This window comes from Variovorax sp. MSC1_012, from assembly GCF_023667525.1.
Lineage (GTDB): Bacteria > Pseudomonadota > Gammaproteobacteria > Burkholderiales > Burkholderiaceae_C > Variovorax > Variovorax beijingensis_B.
This window is the reverse complement of record NZ_CM174443.1, coordinates 2,326,263-2,343,221: the sequence shown is the minus strand read 5'-3', so window position 1 is coordinate 2,343,221 and position 16,959 is coordinate 2,326,263. Positions and strand designations below refer to the sequence as shown.

Genomic DNA, 16,959 nt, shown 5'->3' with positions numbered 1-16,959 from the left:
TATGCACACCGCCGGTGACCCGTCTCGCGCTCTTTGCACAGTCCGTTGGGCATTTCCCACGGCCGGATGCAAAAGCGCACAGACGGCGCTTCTTGTAACGCTCAGGCGGCCTTCTTGAGGGCCTTGACGGCCTTGAGGACGTCGTCGACGTGGCCCGGGACCTTGAGGCCGCGCCATTCGGCCTTGAGGATGCCGTCCGCGCCGATCAGGAAGGTGCTGCGCTCGATGCCCTTGACCTTCTTGCCGTACATGATTTTGTTCTTGACCACGCCGAACATGTGGCACATCTTTTCTTCGGTATCGGCGATGAGTTCGAACGGGAGTTCGAGCTTGGCCTTGAACTCGTCGTGCGACTTCATGTTGTCGCGGGACACGCCGAACACCGTGGCACCGGCCTTTTCGAAGTCCTTGTAGCGGTCGCGAAACTGCATGGCTTCGGTCGTGCAACCCGGAGTGTTATCTTTCGGGTAAAAATACATGACCAGCACGTGGCCGAGGTGAGAGGTATTCGAGACTTTCAGTCCGCCCGTGGCGTTGGCGTCGAATTCAGGAATGGGTTTGTTGACAACGATCGCCATGAAACTTGTTTTCTCCGTTGGTTTCCATTGATCGGGCGCTTTGCAGCACACTCGACGAATGGAGGATTGGTCGTTGCTAACTGGAGCAGCAGGCCTGTTCGCAACCCGGTATTTTACCCCGAAAAGCCTTCTCTCACCGCTCGGGCGGTTCCACGAGGAGGGCGGCGATCACGTGGCGGCCTTCGCCGGCCAGGATGTTGTAGGTGCGGCAGGCTGCCGGGGTGTCCATGGTCTCCACGCCGGTGCGCCTGGCCATCAGGGGCTGGAGCCAGGCAGGCTGCGGAAAGCGGATGCGTGATCCGCTTCCAAAAATGACCAATTCCGCGCCCAGCGACGCAAGCTGGGCGAAATGCTCGGGCCCGAGCTGGTCGAAACGGGAGCAGTTCCATTCGAAGCGCTCGCCGCGGGAGCCCACCACCACGCTGCCCTCGACCTTTTCGTTGTTGATTGCGACCCACCCGGGGCCGTGCGCGGTAAGGGACTGGGCGTCGGATTTGTCGGGCTGGAGCTTCATCGGGGCACTGGGAACTGTGGTCAAATTATAGGTTTTCCCAGTGACACGAGGCCTTCCAGGGCCTTTCGATCTCGAGTAGTAACCCGCGCCCGGGAGGGCCCTTTGAAGCAGTTCAAGAAATCGGCCAAGCTGGCCAACGTGCTCTACGACATCCGCGGCCCCATCATGGACGCCGCGAAGCAGATGGAGGAAGAGGGCCAGAAGATCATCAGGCTCAACATCGGCAACCTGGCCGTGTTCGGCTTCGATGCGCCGGAAGAAGTCCAGCAGGACATGATCCGCAACCTGCCGGGGTCGGCGGGCTATTCGGACAGCAAGGGCATCTTCGCGGCCCGCAAGGCGGTGATGCACGAAACCCAGAAGCAGGGTGTCGCAGGCGTCACGCTCGAGGACATCTACCTGGGCAACGGCGCGAGCGAGCTGATTGCCATGGCCACCAACGCGCTGCTGAACGACGGCGACGAAATGCTGCTCCCGGCCCCCGATTACCCCTTGTGGACGGCTGCCTCGAGCCTGTCCGGCGGCAAGCCGGTGCACTACCTCTGCGACGAAGCCAACGGCTGGATGCCCGACCTGGACGACATCCGCGCCAAGATCACGCCCCGCACCAAGGGCATCGTGGTCATCAACCCCAACAATCCGACCGGTGCGCTCTATTCCGACGAACTGCTCAAGAGCATCGTCGCCATTGCGCGCGAGCACCACCTGGTGATCTTCGCCGACGAGGTATACGACAAGGTGCTGTACGACGGTGTCCGGCACACCGCGATCGCGAGCCTGTCGACCGACGTGCTCACGCTGACCTTCAATTCGCTGTCCAAGAGCTACCGCTCGTGCGGCTACCGTGCGGGCTGGATGGTGGTTTCGGGCGACAAGGCGCGGGCGCAGGACTACATCGAGGGCTTGAACATGCTCTCGAACATGCGCCTGTGCGCCAACGTGCCCGGGCAATGGGCCATCCAGACCGCGCTTGGCGGCTACCAGAGCATCAACGACCTGGTCGGCGACGGCGGCCGCCTGCGGCGCCAGCGCGACCTGGCCTACGAGCTCATCACGGCCATTCCGGGCGTGAGCTGCGTCAAGCCGAGCGCCGCGCTCTACATGTTCCCCAAGCTCGATCCCGAGGTCTACCCGATCACCGACGACCGCCAGTTCTTCCTCGAGCTGCTGAGGGAAACCAAGGTGATGCTGGTGCAGGGCACGGGCTTCAACTGGGCCACGCCGGACCACTTCCGCATCGTGTTCCTGCCCCACGAGGACGACCTGCGCGAAGCGATCAACCGCATTGCCAGGTTCCTGGAGCTGTACCGGCTGCGCAGCAAGACGGATTGATCGCGCGGCCGCTCGCCGCGCGGCCGGCGGTCCCTTTCTTTCCCCCTTTACGAACCATCCACGCGAATCTCCAATGAAACCCATCCAAGTAGGCCTGCTCGGCGCAGGCACGGTCGGCAGTGGCACCTTCAAGGTGCTGCTGCGCAATCAGGAAGAAATCAAGCGCCGCGCAGGCCGGGGCATCGAGATCACGATGGTGGCCGACCTCGACGCGGCGCGTGCGCGCGAAGTGGCCGGCGAAGGCGTGAAGGTGGTTGCCGATGCGCGCGAAGTCATCGCCAACCCGGACATCGACATCGTCATCGAACTCATCGGCGGCTACGGCATTGCGAGGCAGCTGGTGCTCGAGGCGATTGCGGCCGGCAAGCACGTGGTCACGGCCAACAAGGCATTGCTTGCGGTGCATGGCACCGAGATCTTTGCGGCCGCGCATGCCAAGGGCGTGATGGTGGCTTTCGAAGCGGCCGTGGCCGGCGGCATCCCGATCATCAAGGCGCTGCGCGAGGGCCTCACGGCCAACAGCATCCAGTGGCTGGCCGGCATCATCAACGGCACCACCAACTTCATCCTCTCCGAGATGCGCGACAAGGGGCTCGACTTCGCCACCGTGCTCAAGGAGGCCCAGCGCCTGGGTTATGCCGAGGCCGACCCCACCTTCGACATCGAGGGCGTGGACGCCGGCCACAAGGTCACGCTGATGAGCGCCATTGCCTTCGGCATTCCGGTGCAGTTCGACAAGGCGCACATCGAAGGCATCACCAAGCTGGCGGCGCAGGACATCAAGTACGCCGAACAGCTTGGCTACCGCATCAAGCTGCTCGGCATCACCAAGCGCACCGCGCAGGGCATCGAGCTGCGCGTGCACCCCTCGCTCGTGCCGTCGAAGCGGCTGCTTGCGAACGTGGAAGGCGCGATGAACGCGGTGGTGGTGCATGGCGATGCCGTCGGCACCACGCTGTACTACGGCAAGGGCGCGGGCAGCGAGCCGACCGCCAGCGCGGTGATCGCCGACCTCGTCGACATCACCCGCCTGCACACGGCCGATGCCGCGCACCGCGTGCCGCACCTGGCCTTCCATCCTGACGCCATGAGCGATCTCAAGGTGCTGCCGATGGCCGAGGTGGTCACCAGCTACTACCTGCGCCTGCGCGTGGCCGACCAGGCCGGCGTGCTTGCCAAGGTCACGGGCCTGCTGGCCACCGCGGGCATCAGCATCGACGCGGTGCTGCAGCGCGAAGCCGACGAAGTGGGCGGGGAAGGCTCCACCCAGACCGACCTGATCATCCTCACGCACGATGCCCGCGAAGGCACCGTGAACGACGTGCTCGCCGAACTGCAGGCCCTGCCCACCGTGCTGCAGCCGATCGTGCGCATCCGCAAGGAAGAGCTGTCCTGAGGACGGCGCAAGAGACATAACGTGAACTACCTGAGCACCCGCGGCCACCCCGACCGCAAGCGTTTCTGCGAAATCCTGCTCGAGGGCCTCGCGCCCGACGGCGGGCTGTACCTGCCCGAGCACTATCCGCAGATCGACACCGCCATGCTCGCCAAATGGCGCGGCCTGCCGTATGCGGAACTGGCGTTCGAGATCCTCTCGCTCTACATCGACGACATTCCGCCGGCCGAGCTGAAGGCCATCTGCGCTAGGACCTATACGGCCGAGGTGTTCGGCTCAGATGAGATCGTGCCGCTGCGCGAGCTGGAAGACGGCGTGTACCTCGAGGCCCTGTCCAACGGCCCCACGCTGGCCTTCAAGGACATGGCGATGCAGCTGCTGGGCAACCTGTTCGAGTACGAACTGGCCCGCCGCGGCGCCGAGCTCAACATCCTGGGCGCCACCAGCGGCGACACCGGCAGCGCAGCCGAGTACGCCATGCGCGGCAAGAAGGGCGTGCGCGTCTTCATGACCTCGCCCGACGGCCGCATGAGCCCCTTCCAGCAGGCGCAGATGTTCAGCCTGCAGGACGAGAACATCCACAACATCGCCATCAGCGGCGTGTTCGACGACTGCCAGGACATCGTCAAGGCCGTGTCGAACGACCTGGGCTTCAAGCGCAAGTACCGCATCGGCACGGTCAACTCGATCAACTGGGCAAGGCTGCTCGCGCAGGTCGTCTACTACTTCGCAGGCTACTTCCAGGCCACGGCCAGCAACGACAAGCCCGTGAGCTTTACTGTGCCTTCGGGCAACTTCGGCAACGTCTGCGCGGGCCACGTGGCGCGCATGATGGGCCTGCCGATCCAGACGCTGGTGGTCGCCACCAACGAGAACGACGTGCTCGACGAATTTTTCCGCACCGGCATCTACCGTGTTCGCGCGGCAGCCGACACGCACGAGACCTCGAGCCCCTCGATGGACATCAGCAAGGCCAGCAATTTCGAGCGCTTCGTGTTCGACCTGGTGGGGCGCGATGCCGGCAAGCTGCGCTCGCTGTTCGTGGACGATCTGGGCCGCCACGGCCGTTTCGACCTGAGCGCCGATCCCGCCTTCGGGCAGGCCGCGGAACGCTTCGGCTTCAAGAGCAGCCGCAGCACGCATGCCGACCGCCTGGCCACCATCCGCGACACCGACAAGCGCTTTGCCACGCTGGTCGATCCGCACACGGCCGACGGCCTCAAGGCCGCGCGCGAGCACCTCGCGCCCGGCGTGCCGATGGTGGTGCTCGAAACCGCACTGCCGATCAAGTTTGCCGCCACGCTGGTGGAAGCGCTGGGCCACGAGCCCGCGCGCCCGGCCAGATTCGAAGGCATCGAGGCGCTGCCCAAGCGGGTCGTCAAGCTGCCGGCCGATGCCGAGGCCGTGAAAGCCTACATCGCGCAGAACTGTGATTGATCCTTGCCGCATGCCGCGCCCTGCAGCGGCTGCCCCGCACATGCATTCGGCGGCCGCATAGACGGCCGCCACAGGAACTCGACATGAAGGTGATCGGCTTTTCCGGGTATTCGGGTTCGGGCAAGACCACGCTGGTCGAGCGCCTGATTCCCGTGCTCAAGCTCCATGGCCAGCGCGTGTCGGTGGTCAAGCATGCGCACCACAAGTTCGACATCGACCATCCCGGCAAGGACACCTACCGCCATCGCGAGGCGGGGGCTTTCGAGGTGGTCGTGGCGTCGGACAAGCGGCTTGCGCTGATCCGCGAATTCGAGCAGCCCGCGCAGCTGTCGGTGCACGACCTCATCGCCGAGCTCCATGACGGCGTCGACTGGGTGCTGGTCGAGGGCTTCAAGCACAGCGACCTGCTCAAGATCGAGGTCTGGCGCGCCCCCGAGGACGGCAAGCCGCCCCGGCCCTCGCAGTACATCGAGGACGCCTTCGTGACCGCCATTGCCACCGATGCGCCCGCGAGCCTGCCGGTGCCCACCAGCCTGCCGCTGTTCGACCTCGACGACATCGAGGGCATCGCGCAGTGGTTGATCGACAGCGCAAGCCGCTTCGAATACAACCCCGAACACCATGGCTGATTCCGCCACTCCCTCGCGCCCGCCGCTGATGGCGCTCGACGATGCCCTTGCGAGCCTGCTCGCCAAGGCGCTGCCGAAGCTGCCCGCAGAAAGCGTCGCCACCTTCGATGCGGACGGCCGCGTGCTCGCACAGGACATCGTCTCCGCGCTCACCGTGCCGCCGCGCGACAACAGCTCGATGGACGGCTATGCGGTGCGCGTGGCCGACTGCGCCGCGCCGGGCGCCGTGCTGCAGGTCGCGCAGCGCATCCCCGCGGGCACTGTGGGTACGCCGCTGGCGGCCGGCACCGCGGCGCGCATCTTCACCGGCGCCCAGATCCCCGAAGGCGCCGACGCCATCGTGATGCAGGAAGACACCCAGCCCGTGCCGCAGGAGGGCACCCTCGGCGTGGTGCGCATCGATATCGTTCCCGCGGCCGGCCAATGGATTCGCCGCGCTGGAGAAGACGTGGCCGCCGGCGACGTGGTGCTGCGCCAGGGCGAGCGCCTGACGCCCGCCGCGCTCGGGCTCGCCGCCAGCGTGGGGTTCGACCGGCTCCAGGTGGCGCGGCGGCCGCGCGTTGCGCTGCTGTCCACCGGCGATGAACTGGTGATGCCCGGCGAAGTCGCGCCCGAGGCCATGAAGCCCGGCGCGATCTACAACTCCAACCGCTTCTTCATGCGCGCCTTGCTGCACCGGCTCGGCTGCGAGGTGGCCGACCTGGGCATCGTGCCCGACAGGCGCGAGGCCACCATCGAGGCGCTGCGCGGTGCTGCCGAGACCAGCGACCTGATCATCACCACCGGCGGCGTGTCGGTGGGCGAGGAAGACCACATCAAGGCCGCGGTGCAGGCGCTCGGCGAGCTGCAGCTGTGGTCGCTCTCGATGAAGCCCGGCAAGCCCTTCGCCTACGGGTCGATCGCCAGGGCCGGTGGCGAGGCGCAAGGGCGCTGCCACGTCACGGGGCTGCCCGGCAACCCAGTGTCCAGCTTCCTGACCTTCCTGCTGCTCGTGCGCCCGTTCCTGCTGACGCTGCAGGGCGCCACGCGCGTGGCGCCCGAGCCCGTGCAGATGCGCGCCGACTTCGACTGGCCGCGCGCCGACCGCCGCCGCGAGTTCCTGCGCGCCCGGCGCAACGCCGCGGGCGGGCTCGACCTGTTCGCCAACCAGAGCTCGGGTGTGCTGACCTCGATGGTCTGGGGCGACGGCGTCGTCGACAACCCGCCCGGCCAGACCATCCAGGCCGGCGGTACGGTGAATTTCATCCCCCTGGCCTCGCTGCTGGCCTGACCGAAGCTGTCCATGAAGGTCCAGATCCGTTACTTCGCCTCCGTGCGCGAGGCGCTCGACACCAGCGGCGAAACCGTCGACACCGGTGCCGCCACGCTGGCCGCGCTGCGCGACGAACTCATCGCACGCGGCGGGGCGTATGCCACGGCGCTCGCGCGCGGCAAAGCCGTGCGCATGGCGCTCGACCAGGCCATGAGCGACGAGGCGGCCGCGCTGCGCGAAGGCTGCGAGGTCGCCTTCTTCCCCCCGGTTACGGGCGGCTGAGCCGGGCGTCCAGCGCCACCAGGCGCTCGCGCAAGGCATCCGACGCGCGGGTCATCGGCAAGCGCAACTCGTCGCGCATCGATCCGCCGTGCGCCAGCAGCGCCTTGAGCGGACCGGGGTTCGGTTCGGCAAACAGCATCTCGATCAACGGCTGCAGCGGCTGCCACTCGGCGCGCGCCTCTTCGAGCCGGTTCTCGGCCAGCAGGCGCAGCACCTGCACGAAGCGCTTCGTCTGCACATGCCCGCTCGCCGCGATGGCGCCCACGCCGCCTTCGGCCACTGTGCCGAAGATCTGGTGGTCTTCGCCCGACAGCACCTGCAGCCGGCCGTCGGCAATCACGGCGCGCGTCTTGGCCATGTCGCCGCCGCAGTCCTTGATGCCGCGGATGCGCGGGTGCTCGGCCAGCGCCAGCAGCGTTTCGCGCGCGAGGGTTGCGCCAGTGCGGTAGGGAATGTCGTAGACCAGCACCGGCGCGGCGCTGGCGTCGGCAATGGCGCGGAACCATTCGAGCAAACCGGCCTGCGAGGGCCGGATGTAGTGCGGTGCAGGCACCAGCAGCCCCGCCAGTGGCCGTTCGGCGAGGCGGCGCACCCAGGCCGTCGTCTTGCCCAGGTGATAGCCCGAGAGGCCCATGACGATCGGCAGCCCGGCCGCAGCGGCCTGCACCGTGTCGAGCGCGGCGAACTGTTCGGTTTCATCAAGCGCGGCGGCCTCGCCGGTCGAGCCGCAGACCACGAAGCCGGCCACGCCGTCGCCGGCAAGCCGGCGGGTCAGCGCCGACAGCGCGGCGTGGTCGACGGCGCCGTGCTGGAACGGCGTGACAAGGGGAATCCAGAGGCCCGAGAAGTCAGGGCTGGAGGAGGGGATGGGCGATGGCGGCACGCGGGTTTCCTCAAGGGAATCGACCGATGGAAAGGAACCGTCGTTCGATGCGCGCGCAACCCATTCGGGGCCAAGGCCTTGGCAGGCTCCGTCGCTCATCCGACGACGGAACCGCAGCTCCGGTCAGACGAGCTTTGGTTTTTTGGCTTTGCTGCCCTGGCGCGCACGGGTGCCTTCGGTGTGCGAAGGCACTGAAGAAAGCATGGCGAGGCGGGGCATTGCCGAAGTCTAGCGCGATGCCACAATCCCGGCATGAGTGGCACACGCGTTTCGATCCAGACAGCCGATTTCGACCTGGGGCAGGAGGTCGCCGCGTTGCGCGCCGGCGACAAACGCGTGGGTGCGGTCTGCAGCTTCGTCGGCACCGTGAGGGATCGCAACGACGGCAGCGCGATCGCCTCGATGGAGCTCGAGCACTACCCCGGCATGACCGAAAAGGCCATCGAGGCCATGATCGACGAGGCGCACAAGCGCTTCGACATCCTGGGTGCGCGCGTGATCCACCGCGTGGGCCTCTTGCAGCCGCTCGACCAGATCATGATGGTCGCGGTGGTCTCGGCCCACCGCGGCCAGAGCTTCGAGGCCTGCGAATTCCTGATGGACTACCTGAAGACCCAGGCCCCGTTCTGGAAAAAGGAACAGACGCCCGAAGGCGCCCGCTGGGTGGATGCGCGCGTCAGCGACGATGCCGCATTGGCGCGCTGGGGCATCACCGCCCCCAATGCCTAGTCAGAGAGGCTTGAAGCCGCTCGACTGGATGATCCGTTCCCAGGTCTGCGTGTAGCTGCGCACGCGGCCTGCGAACTGGCCCTGCGGCTCGTAGCCGACCGTCAGCCCCATGGTGGTCAGCTTCTGCTTCACGTCGGGCATGGCCAGCACCTTCTGCAGCGCCTCGCCGTACTTGTCGATGATCGACTGCGGCGTGCCCACGGGCGCGAAGATGCCGTAGTAGGGCAGGTCTTCCAGGTTCGAGAAGCCCAGCTCGGTGAAGGTGGGCACGTTCGGCAGCACGGCCTGGCGCTTGGCGCCGATGGAAGCGACGATGCGCACCTTGCCGGCCTTGTGGTTCTCGATGAAGTCGGGCACCGAGGCGATGCCGGCCGTGATCTGGTTGCCCAGCATGTCCGCCGTCATCGGCGCGCTGCCGCGGTAGGGCGCGGGCTGCACGTCGATCTTGTATTTTTCCGAGATCATCTTCACCAGGAACTCAGGAATAGAGGCCGGCGCCGGAATGCCGATGGTTTCCTTGCCGCCGCGCTGGGTGCGAACCCACTTCACATATTCGTCGATGCTCTTGGCCGGCGTGCCGCCCGAGACGGCCAGCACGTTGGCAAAGGTGGCGAAACCGGCCACCGGCACGAAGTCGGTCGCGGGGTTGAAGCCCGGGTTCTTCACCACCTGCGGCAGGATGGAGATCGAATGGTCATGGGAGAGGAACAGCGTATGGCCGTCGGCCGGGGCCGCCTTGAGCGCTTGCGCTGCGATCTGCCCGCCGGCGCCGGCGCGGTTTTCCACCACCACCGGCACGCCCAGCACGTCCTTGAGTTTTTCGCCGAGTGTGCGTGCAATGGCGTCCGTGCCGGCACCGGCCGGAAAACCGACCAGCAGGCGGATGGGCGTGCCTTGCGCCTGCGCAAGTCCTGTCAGGCCCATGGCCGCTAGAAAGAGCCCGACGCCGAGCGCCCGGCGAACCGGATGGGCGCGCTGCATTGAAAAAACCATGATCGACTCCATTCGAAAGATGACGAGGCACAGTGCAATAGCCGTGCCCGAAGTGCCGGACACCTTGAATCGCGCCCGAACAGTCCTATTTTGAGTGCAGGAATACCACCATGCGACAAGACAAACTCACCACCAAGTTTCAAGAAGCGCTGAGCGACGCCCAGACGCTCGCGCTCGGCAACGACAACGCCTACATCGAACCGGCCCACTTGCTGGTCGCGATGCTGCGCCAGGAGGACGGCCCGCGCGCCCTGCTGGAGCGCGCCGGCGTCAACGTGCAGGGGCTCGCGAACGCTGCCGAGGCGGCCATCAAGAAGCTGCCGCAGGTGCAGGGCCACGACATCGTGCAGGTCGGCCCTGAACTCGGCAAGCTGCTGCAGGCCACCGAGAAGGAAGCCATCAAGCGCAACGACCAGTTCATTGCGGGCGAGCTCTTCCTGCTGGCCGTGGCCGACAGCAAGTCGGACATCGGCAGGATCGCCAAGGAAAACGGTCTCGGCCGCAAGTCGCTCGAAGCTGCCATCGACGCCGTGCGCGGCGGTCAGGGCGTGAACAGTGCCGACGCCGAAGGCCAGCGCGAAGCCCTCAAGAAATACTGCATCGACCTTACCGAGCGTGCCCGCCTGGGCAAGCTCGACCCGGTGATCGGGCGCGACGAGGAAATCCGCCGCGCCATCCAGGTGCTGCAGCGCCGCACCAAGAACAACCCCGTGCTCATCGGCGAACCCGGCGTCGGCAAGACCGCCATCGTCGAAGGCCTGGCCCAGCGCATCGTTGCGGGCGAAGTGCCCGACTCGCTCAAGGGCAAAAGGGTGTTGTCGCTCGACATGGCCGCGCTGCTCGCGGGCGCCAAGTTCCGCGGCGAGTTCGAGGAGCGCCTGAAGACCGTGCTGAATGAACTGGCCAAGGACGAAGGCCAGACCATCGTCTTCATCGACGAACTGCACACCATGGTGGGCGCCGGCAAGGCCGAGGGCGCGATGGATGCGGGCAACATGCTCAAGCCCGCGCTCGCACGCGGCGAACTGCACTGCGTGGGCGCCACCACGCTCGACGAATACCGCAAGTACGTCGAGAAGGACGCCGCGCTGGAGCGCCGTTTCCAGAAGATCATCGTGGGCGAACCCAGCGTCGAGGCCACCATCGCCATCCTGCGCGGCCTGCAGGAAAAGTACGAAGTGCACCATGGCGTGCAGATCACCGACCCGGCCATCGTGGCCGCGGCCGAGCTCTCCGACCGCTACATCACCGACCGCTTCCTGCCCGACAAGGCCATCGACCTGATCGACGAGGCCGCGGCCAAGATCAAGATCGAGATGGACTCCAAGCCCGAGGTCATGGACCGGCTCGACCGCCGCCTGATCCAGCTGCAGATCGAGCGCGAGGCCGTGCGCCGCGAAAAGGACGAAGCCTCGCAGAAGCGCTTCGGACTGATCGAGGACGAGATCGGGCGCCTGCAGAAGGAGATTGCCGACTACGACGAGATCTGGCAGGCCGAGAAGGCACAGGCGCAAGGCAGCGCGAAGATCCGCGAGGACATCGACAAGATCAAGTTCGAGATCGAGGAATGGAAGCGCAAGGGCGACTTCAACAAGCTCGCCGAGCTGCAATACGGCCAACTGCCGGCGCTGGAGAAGCGCCTGCGCGAGGCCGAGGAAAGCGAGGCGAGCAAGGGTAAGTCCAGCGCACCCACGCTGCTGCGCACGCAGGTGGGCTCCGAAGAAATCGCCGAGGTCGTGGCGCGCGCCACCGGCATTCCGGTCGCCAAGCTGATGCAGGGCGAGCGCGACAAGCTGCTCGTGATGGAAGACAAGCTGCACGAGCGCGTGGTGGGGCAGGACGAGGCCATCGGCGCGGTGGCCAACGCGATCCGCCGCTCGCGCTCGGGCCTCTCCGACCCGAACCGCCCGACCGGCTCGTTCCTGTTCCTGGGCCCCACGGGCGTGGGCAAGACCGAGCTGTGCAAGGCGCTCGCGGGCTTCCTGTTCGACAGCGAAGACCATCTGATCCGCATCGACATGAGCGAGTTCATGGAGAAGCACTCGGTCGCCCGCCTGATCGGGGCGCCGCCGGGCTACGTGGGCTACGAGGAGGGCGGCTACCTGACGGAGGCCGTGCGCCGCAAGCCCTACAGCGTGGTGCTGCTCGACGAGGTCGAGAAGGCGCACCCGGACGTGTTCAACGTGCTGCTGCAGGTGCTCGACGACGGCCGCCTGACGGACGGCCAGGGCCGTACCGTGGACTTCAAGAACACCGTGATCGTGATGACCAGCAACATCGGCTCGCCGATCATCCAGGCCATGGTGGGCAAGCCTTCCGAAGAGATCAAGGAAGCGGTGTGGGACGAGCTGAAGAACTACTTCCGCCCCGAGTTCCTGAACCGCATCGACGAGACCGTGGTGTTCCATGCGCTCGACGCGAAGAACATCGAGTCGATCGCCGCGATCCAGCTCAAGGTGCTGCAGGCGCGGCTTGCGAAGATGGACCTGGGCCTGGAGGTGTCGCCTGCGGCGCTGGCCGAGATTGCCAAGGTCGGCTTCGACCCGGTGTTCGGCGCGCGGCCGCTGAAGCGTGCGATCCAGCAGCGCATCGAGAATCCGCTCTCGAAGCTGCTGCTCGACGGCAGCTTCGGGCCGAAGGACACCATTGAAGTGAACACCGACCCGATCCGGACCCCCGGCCAGTTCTCGTTCACCAAGGCCGGGGAACCATCGGAGGCCGTTGCGGCCTAAAGTCGGATGATGAACTTCATTTTTCGCGTCATTCTTCTGCTCCTGGGGCTGATCTTCGCGGCCAGCCTGGCGGTTGCCGTCATGTTGCTGGCGGCCGTGTGGGGTGTGCGCTACGCCTGGGGACGGGTCACGGGCAAGCCCGTGACGCCCTGGATGGCTTCGATGGGCGGGCGCTTCAACCCGCGTTCGGGCTTCGAGCGTTTTCGCAATGCGGCACAGCCAGCCGAACCGACCGCCGCCGATGTGGCCAATGCGCGTGCGCGCGGCGAATCGGTGCGCAGCCCGCTGTCGCTGCGTCCCGCAGGCGACGTGACCGACGTGCGGGCCCGGCCCGCGCGCGGCGAATAAGCCCGCCAGCGAGGGTCAGGCGCGGTACAGCGCCTCGATCTCTTCGGCGTAGGCCTCGTAGATGCTGGAGCGCCGCACCTTCATGGTTGCGGTGACTTCGCCGTCGTCGTGGTCCAACTCTTTTGTGAGCAGGTGAAAACGCCGGATCTGCGACACCTGTGCGAGCCTGTCGTTGCCGCGTGAAATTTCCGTTTCGATCAGCGCGCGCACCCGCGGCTCTTCCACCAGCGAGCGGAAGTGCGTGAACGGAATGCGCTCGGCCTCGGCCCACTTGCCCACCGTTTCGTAGTCGATCTGCAGCAGCGCGCCGACGAACTTGCGCCCGTCCGCCACCACGATGCATTCCTTGATGAAGGGGCTGCCCTTCATGGTGTTCTCGATTTCCGAGGGCGTGAGGTTCTTGCCGCCGGCCGTGATCATGATGTCCTTCAGGCGGTCGACGATGCGCAACTGGCCGTCTTCCTCGCGCACCACGTCGCCGGTGTACAGCCAGCCGTCGCGGATCGACGACGCGGTGGCCTCGGGGTTCTTGTAGTAGCCCTCGAACACCATCTCGCCGCGCACCAGCAGTTCGCCCGCTTCGCCGATGCGGTGCTCGGTGCCGAGCGTCGGCGGGCCGACGGTGCCGATCCGCACGGCATCGCTGCGGTGGCCGGCGATCATGCCGGTCGATTCGGTGAGGCCGTACACCTCCACCAGCGGCACGCCCAGCGTGCGGAAGAAGCGCACCACGTCGGCCGGAATCGGCGCCGCGCCGGTCAGCGCGATGCGCGCGCGCCGCAGGCCGATGAAGTTCTGCAGTGCGCGCAGCACCGTCCAGTAGTGCAGAGCGAAACGGGCGCGCTCGGCCAAGGTCCAATCGCTGCGCGGCTTCTCGGCCAGCGGCGCGCAGGCCGCGAGCGCGCGGCGGAACAGCGCGCGCTGCAGCCGGCCCGATTCCTGCATCTTGATGCTGATGCCCGCATGCAGCTTCTCCCAGATGCGCGGCACGCCGAGGAACATGGTGGGCGCCACTTCGCGCAGGTCTTCCTGCACGGTGCGGATCGATTCGCCGAAGTTCACCTGCGAGCCCAGGTAGACCGGCACGAAGGCCGTGAGCATCTGCTCGGCCACGTGGCACAGCGGCAGGTACGAGAGATGCGTGGTGTCGCCGTCGAGCGCCAGCCGCTCGACGATCCCGGGCACCACGCCGCGGATGTTGCGGTACGAGATCATCGCGCCCTTGGGCTTGCCGGTGGAGCCCGAGGTGTAGATCATCAGGCCGATGTCGGCGAGCGTCTGGCCTGCCAGCGCGGCGTCGATCGGCGCGTCGCCCTCGCGTGCGTACACCTCGGCGCCGGCCTGTTCCACCTCGGCAAAGGTCGCGATGAGCGCGCGCACTTCGGGCGGATAGCTCGCGAGGCCCTTGGTCTCGATCACGACGATCTTGCGCAGGCGCGGCAGCTGGCCGATGGCGTCGAGCACCTTGTCGGTCTGCTCCTGGTCCTCGCAGACGATCACCTCGATGTCCGCATGGCCGACCACATAGGCCACCTCGTTGCTCGGGCTGGTCGGGTAGACGCCGACGGTCACGGCGCCGATCAGTCCGGCGCCCATCTGCGCGAGCAGCCACTCGACGCGGTTCTCGGAGATCACGCCAAGGTGCCCGCCGGGCGCCAGGCCCATCGCATGCAGGCCAAGGCCGAAGCGGGATGCGCGGCGCAGGTAGCCGGCCCAGTCCAGCGGATGCCAGATGCCGAAGTCCTTCTGCCGTATCGCGATGCGTTGCGGCTGCATGCGCGCCTGCTCGCGCAGCATCTGCGGCAGCGTGAGGGAGGGAAGAAGCGCGTCGGTCATGACAGCCAGCGCTTGCGGCGCTTGTAGTGCTTGAGCGCGCGGAAGCTGCGCGACTCGCCGCTGCCGCCTACGCCCAGGTAGAACTCGCGCACGTCGGGGTCGGCCGCGAGCCGCTCGGCGCTGCCGTCGATCACCACCTTGCCGCTTTCCATGATGTAGCCCGTGTGGGCAATGGCCAGTGCCACGCTCGCGTTCTGCTCCACCAGCAGCATCGAGGTGCCGCGCTCGGCGTTGATGCGCGCAATGATCGTGAAGATGTCTTCCACCAGCCTGGGCGAGAGGCCCAGCGAGGGTTCGTCGAGCAGGATCAGCTTGGGCTGCGCCACCAGCGCGCGGCCGATGGCCAGCATCTGCTGCTCGCCGCCCGAGAGATAGCCCGCGAGGCCTTTGCGGCGTTCGTGCAGGCGCGGGAAGTACGCGTAGACGTCGTCGAAATTGCGCGGCGGCGCGGGGCCGTCGCGCCCGGTTAGCGCATAGGTTGCGGCGATCAGGTTCTCCTCGACCGTCAGATCCTCGAACACGCGCCGGCCTTCCATCACGTGGCTGAGGCCGCGCCGTACGAGCTGCTGCGGCGCCAGTTGCGCGGTCGGCGCGCCATCGAACACGATGCGGCCCGCCTCGACCTCGCCGTCTTCCAGCGCGAGCAGACCCGACACCGCCTTCAGCGTGGTCGACTTGCCCGCACCGTTGCTGCCCAGCAGCGCCACGATCTGCCCGCGCGGCACGGCCAGCGACAGGCCGCGCAGCACCTGCACGACCTTGTTGTAGACCACCTCGAGGTTGTTGACCTCCAGCACGAGGTCGGGTGCCGCGCGCGCGTCCATCAGTTCAGCGAGATCCAGTCCGATGCCGGCACCATCTTCTGCGCCTTCATGTCGGCCTTGTAGACGCGGCCCACGGGAATCGAGTTGCCCTTGACCGTGATCGGCATGCCGATGAGCCCGCCGGTGTCGAAGTCCTTGATGGTGTTGAGCGAGGCCTTCAGGTTCTTGCCGTCCAGCGGCTTGCCCGCATCCAGCGTGCGCCTGGCCGCTTCGGTGAACAGCATCGCCGTGAGAAAGCCCTGCGTGTAGGCCGTGCTCTGGTACTCGGGGCGCAGCGCGCGGATCCTGTCGAGCATCGGCGCCTTGGCCGAGGTGTCGTAGTAGTAGCGGTAGGGCATCACGCCCATGAAGCCGTCGGCGCCTTCGCCCATCTTCATGACGGTGGAGCTGTCCATGGTCCAGAAGGTGCCCATCCACTTGCTGCTCATGCCCATCTGCTTGCCCTGCTGCACGAACTCCGGAATGGGCGCGAGGATGTAGCCGTGGAAGATGGTGTAGTCGGGTGCGGCGCGGCGCAGCTTGATGACTTCGGTCGACACGTCCACGCTGCCCGGCGGCGTCATGAGCTTGACCGGCACGGTGAGGCCCAGCTTCTTGGCGGCGGCTTCGCTGGCTTCGATCGGATCGCGGCCGAATTCGGAATCGGAATACACGAAGGCCACCTTGGCACCCGGCTTTTCCTTGGCGATGTGGCGCAGCAGGATGCCGATCTGCTCGGTGTAGTCGGGGCCGACCAGGAACTGGTTCGGGTACTTGGCCGAATCGTTGAGTTCGGTGGCAAAGGAAGCGCCTGCCATGAGGATCTGGCCGTTGCGTTCGAGCTCGGGGTTGATGGTCTTGGAGAAGCCGGTCGAGTCGCCGTAGTAGAGGTTGACCTTGTTCTGGCTCGTGATCTTCTTGAAGGCCGCCACCGACACGTCGACCTTGTAGCCCGTGTCTTCAGGCACGTAGCGCAGCTTGCGCCCCTTGATGCCGCCCGCGTCGTTGACGATCTTTACGTAGTCGGCAATACCGGCGTTGATGCCGACGCCTGCAAAGGCGAACACGCCGGTCATCGGAATGGAGCCGCCGATGACAATGTCCTCGTTGCCTTGCGCGTTCGCGAACGGCGCGGCGGCGGTGATTGCAAGGCCGGCCGCGATCAGCAGCGCACGGCGGTGTTGGGAAAGCTTCGGTGTCTTGTCGGGCATGCTT

General features: G+C 66.5%; 16 protein-coding genes. 9 read left to right on the top strand and 7 right to left on the bottom strand.

The annotated features are described in order from the left end of the window. Positions 1-101: 101 nt before the first annotated feature. Both L1081_RS11060 and L1081_RS11055 read right to left on the bottom strand, forming a co-directional pair. Positions 102-578, bottom strand: a complete 477-nt coding sequence (locus tag L1081_RS11060; protein WP_007830801.1) for a peroxiredoxin — start codon at positions 576-578, stop codon at positions 102-104. 133 nt (positions 579-711) lie between these two features. Further along, complete coding sequence (locus L1081_RS11055; RefSeq protein ID WP_012746966.1) at positions 712-1,092, bottom strand: Mth938-like domain-containing protein; 381 nt, start codon at positions 1,090-1,092, stop codon at positions 712-714. Between the two features lie 102 nt (positions 1,093-1,194). Between L1081_RS11055 and L1081_RS11050 the strand changes: the two genes are divergently transcribed. The 6 genes from L1081_RS11050 to moaD all read left to right on the top strand — a co-directional run bounded on the left by L1081_RS11050 (position 1,195) and on the right by moaD (position 7,420). After that, entirely contained in the window at positions 1,195-2,424 is a 1,230-nt protein-coding gene (locus L1081_RS11050; protein WP_489416452.1) for a pyridoxal phosphate-dependent aminotransferase, read from the top strand. Between the two features lie 73 nt (positions 2,425-2,497). Next, positions 2,498-3,820 carry a homoserine dehydrogenase gene (locus tag L1081_RS11045; protein ID WP_012746968.1) on the top strand — a complete coding sequence of 441 codons (1,323 nt, stop codon included), beginning with the start codon at positions 2,498-2,500 and terminating at the stop codon, positions 3,818-3,820. A gap of 21 nt (positions 3,821-3,841) precedes the next feature. Continuing rightward, the gene (gene thrC, locus L1081_RS11040; RefSeq protein WP_489416451.1) at positions 3,842-5,257 is read left to right on the top strand and encodes a threonine synthase; all 1,416 of its coding nucleotides are present in this window, start codon (positions 3,842-3,844) and stop codon (positions 5,255-5,257) included. Between the two features lie 83 nt (positions 5,258-5,340). Next, positions 5,341-5,886, top strand: coding sequence for a molybdopterin-guanine dinucleotide biosynthesis protein B (mobB, locus tag L1081_RS11035; RefSeq protein WP_124959291.1), 546 nt, complete (start codon positions 5,341-5,343; stop codon positions 5,884-5,886). Continuing rightward, on the top strand, positions 5,879-7,156 hold the full coding sequence (locus L1081_RS11030) for a molybdopterin-binding protein (protein WP_489416450.1): 1,278 nt from the start codon (positions 5,879-5,881) through the stop codon (positions 7,154-7,156). The genes mobB and L1081_RS11030 overlap by 8 nt, the downstream gene beginning before the upstream one ends. A 12-nt stretch (positions 7,157-7,168) precedes the next feature. Further along, complete coding sequence (moaD, locus tag L1081_RS11025; RefSeq protein ID WP_124959293.1) at positions 7,169-7,420, top strand: molybdopterin converting factor subunit 1; 252 nt, start codon at positions 7,169-7,171, stop codon at positions 7,418-7,420. Here the strand turns inward: moaD and dapA are convergent. Further along, positions 7,407-8,402 carry a 4-hydroxy-tetrahydrodipicolinate synthase gene (dapA, locus tag L1081_RS11020; RefSeq protein WP_489416449.1) on the bottom strand — a complete coding sequence of 332 codons (996 nt, stop codon included), beginning with the start codon at positions 8,400-8,402 and terminating at the stop codon, positions 7,407-7,409. The two genes, moaD and dapA, sit on opposite strands and share 14 nt — an antisense overlap. Positions 8,403-8,555: 153 nt before the next feature. Here dapA and L1081_RS11015 point away from each other — a divergent pair, with 153 nt between their 5' ends. Continuing rightward, the gene (locus tag L1081_RS11015; protein WP_489416448.1) at positions 8,556-9,032 is read left to right on the top strand and encodes a molybdenum cofactor biosynthesis protein MoaE; all 477 of its coding nucleotides are present in this window, start codon (positions 8,556-8,558) and stop codon (positions 9,030-9,032) included. On the opposite strand, the gene L1081_RS11010 is transcribed toward L1081_RS11015, so the two are convergent. Next, a complete protein-coding gene (locus L1081_RS11010) occupies positions 9,033-10,025 on the bottom strand; it encodes a tripartite tricarboxylate transporter substrate-binding protein (protein WP_489416447.1) in 993 nt (330 codons plus the stop codon). 110 nt (positions 10,026-10,135) lie between these two features. Between L1081_RS11010 and clpB the strand changes: the two genes are divergently transcribed. Then, positions 10,136-12,757 (top strand): ATP-dependent chaperone ClpB, encoded by a 2,622-nt coding sequence (gene clpB / locus L1081_RS11005; RefSeq protein ID WP_489416446.1) that lies wholly within the window; start codon positions 10,136-10,138, stop codon positions 12,755-12,757. 9 nt (positions 12,758-12,766) lie between these two features. Continuing rightward, positions 12,767-13,105: a hypothetical protein gene (locus tag L1081_RS11000; protein ID WP_489416445.1), complete on the top strand. Its 339-nt coding sequence runs from the start codon at positions 12,767-12,769 to the stop codon at positions 13,103-13,105. Between the two features lie 15 nt (positions 13,106-13,120). On the opposite strand, the gene L1081_RS10995 is transcribed toward L1081_RS11000, so the two are convergent. The 3 genes from L1081_RS10995 to L1081_RS10985 are packed head-to-tail and all read right to left on the bottom strand — an operon-like array spanning position 13,121 to position 16,955. Beyond that, complete coding sequence (locus L1081_RS10995; RefSeq protein ID WP_489416444.1) at positions 13,121-14,941, bottom strand: AMP-binding protein; 1,821 nt, start codon at positions 14,939-14,941, stop codon at positions 13,121-13,123. Further along, complete coding sequence (locus tag L1081_RS10990) at positions 14,938-15,765, bottom strand: ABC transporter ATP-binding protein (protein ID WP_145745896.1); 828 nt, start codon at positions 15,763-15,765, stop codon at positions 14,938-14,940. The genes L1081_RS10995 and L1081_RS10990 overlap by 4 nt, the downstream gene beginning before the upstream one ends. Beyond that, entirely contained in the window at positions 15,765-16,955 is a 1,191-nt protein-coding gene (locus tag L1081_RS10985) for an ABC transporter substrate-binding protein (RefSeq protein WP_489416443.1), read from the bottom strand. The genes L1081_RS10990 and L1081_RS10985 overlap by 1 nt, the downstream gene beginning before the upstream one ends. Between the last annotated feature and the right edge of the window lie 4 nt (positions 16,956-16,959).

What these genes read in the sequence shown, in the direction of transcription:
- L1081_RS11060 (WP_007830801.1), bottom strand. Translation starts at nt 578, where the DNA reads ATGGCGATCGTTGTCAACAAACCCATTCCTGAATTCGACGCCAACGCC.
- L1081_RS11055 (WP_012746966.1), bottom strand. Translation starts at nt 1,092, where the DNA reads ATGAAGCTCCAGCCCGACAAATCCGACGCCCAGTCCCTTACCGCGCAC.
- L1081_RS11045 (WP_012746968.1), top strand. Translation starts at nt 2,498, where the DNA reads ATGAAACCCATCCAAGTAGGCCTGCTCGGCGCAGGCACGGTCGGCAGT.
- mobB (WP_124959291.1), top strand. Translation starts at nt 5,341, where the DNA reads ATGAAGGTGATCGGCTTTTCCGGGTATTCGGGTTCGGGCAAGACCACG.
- L1081_RS11030 (WP_489416450.1), top strand. Translation starts at nt 5,879, where the DNA reads ATGGCTGATTCCGCCACTCCCTCGCGCCCGCCGCTGATGGCGCTCGAC.
- moaD (WP_124959293.1), top strand. Translation starts at nt 7,169, where the DNA reads ATGAAGGTCCAGATCCGTTACTTCGCCTCCGTGCGCGAGGCGCTCGAC.
- dapA (WP_489416449.1), bottom strand. Translation starts at nt 8,402, where the DNA reads ATGAGCGACGGAGCCTGCCAAGGCCTTGGCCCCGAATGGGTTGCGCGC.
- L1081_RS11015 (WP_489416448.1), top strand. Translation starts at nt 8,556, where the DNA reads ATGAGTGGCACACGCGTTTCGATCCAGACAGCCGATTTCGACCTGGGG.
- L1081_RS11010 (WP_489416447.1), bottom strand. Translation starts at nt 10,025, where the DNA reads ATGGTTTTTTCAATGCAGCGCGCCCATCCGGTTCGCCGGGCGCTCGGC.
- clpB (WP_489416446.1), top strand. Translation starts at nt 10,136, where the DNA reads ATGCGACAAGACAAACTCACCACCAAGTTTCAAGAAGCGCTGAGCGAC.
- L1081_RS11000 (WP_489416445.1), top strand. Translation starts at nt 12,767, where the DNA reads ATGAACTTCATTTTTCGCGTCATTCTTCTGCTCCTGGGGCTGATCTTC.
- L1081_RS10995 (WP_489416444.1), bottom strand. Translation starts at nt 14,941, where the DNA reads ATGACCGACGCGCTTCTTCCCTCCCTCACGCTGCCGCAGATGCTGCGC.
- L1081_RS10990 (WP_145745896.1), bottom strand. Translation starts at nt 15,765, where the DNA reads ATGGACGCGCGCGCGGCACCCGACCTCGTGCTGGAGGTCAACAACCTC.
- L1081_RS10985 (WP_489416443.1), bottom strand. Translation starts at nt 16,955, where the DNA reads ATGCCCGACAAGACACCGAAGCTTTCCCAACACCGCCGTGCGCTGCTG.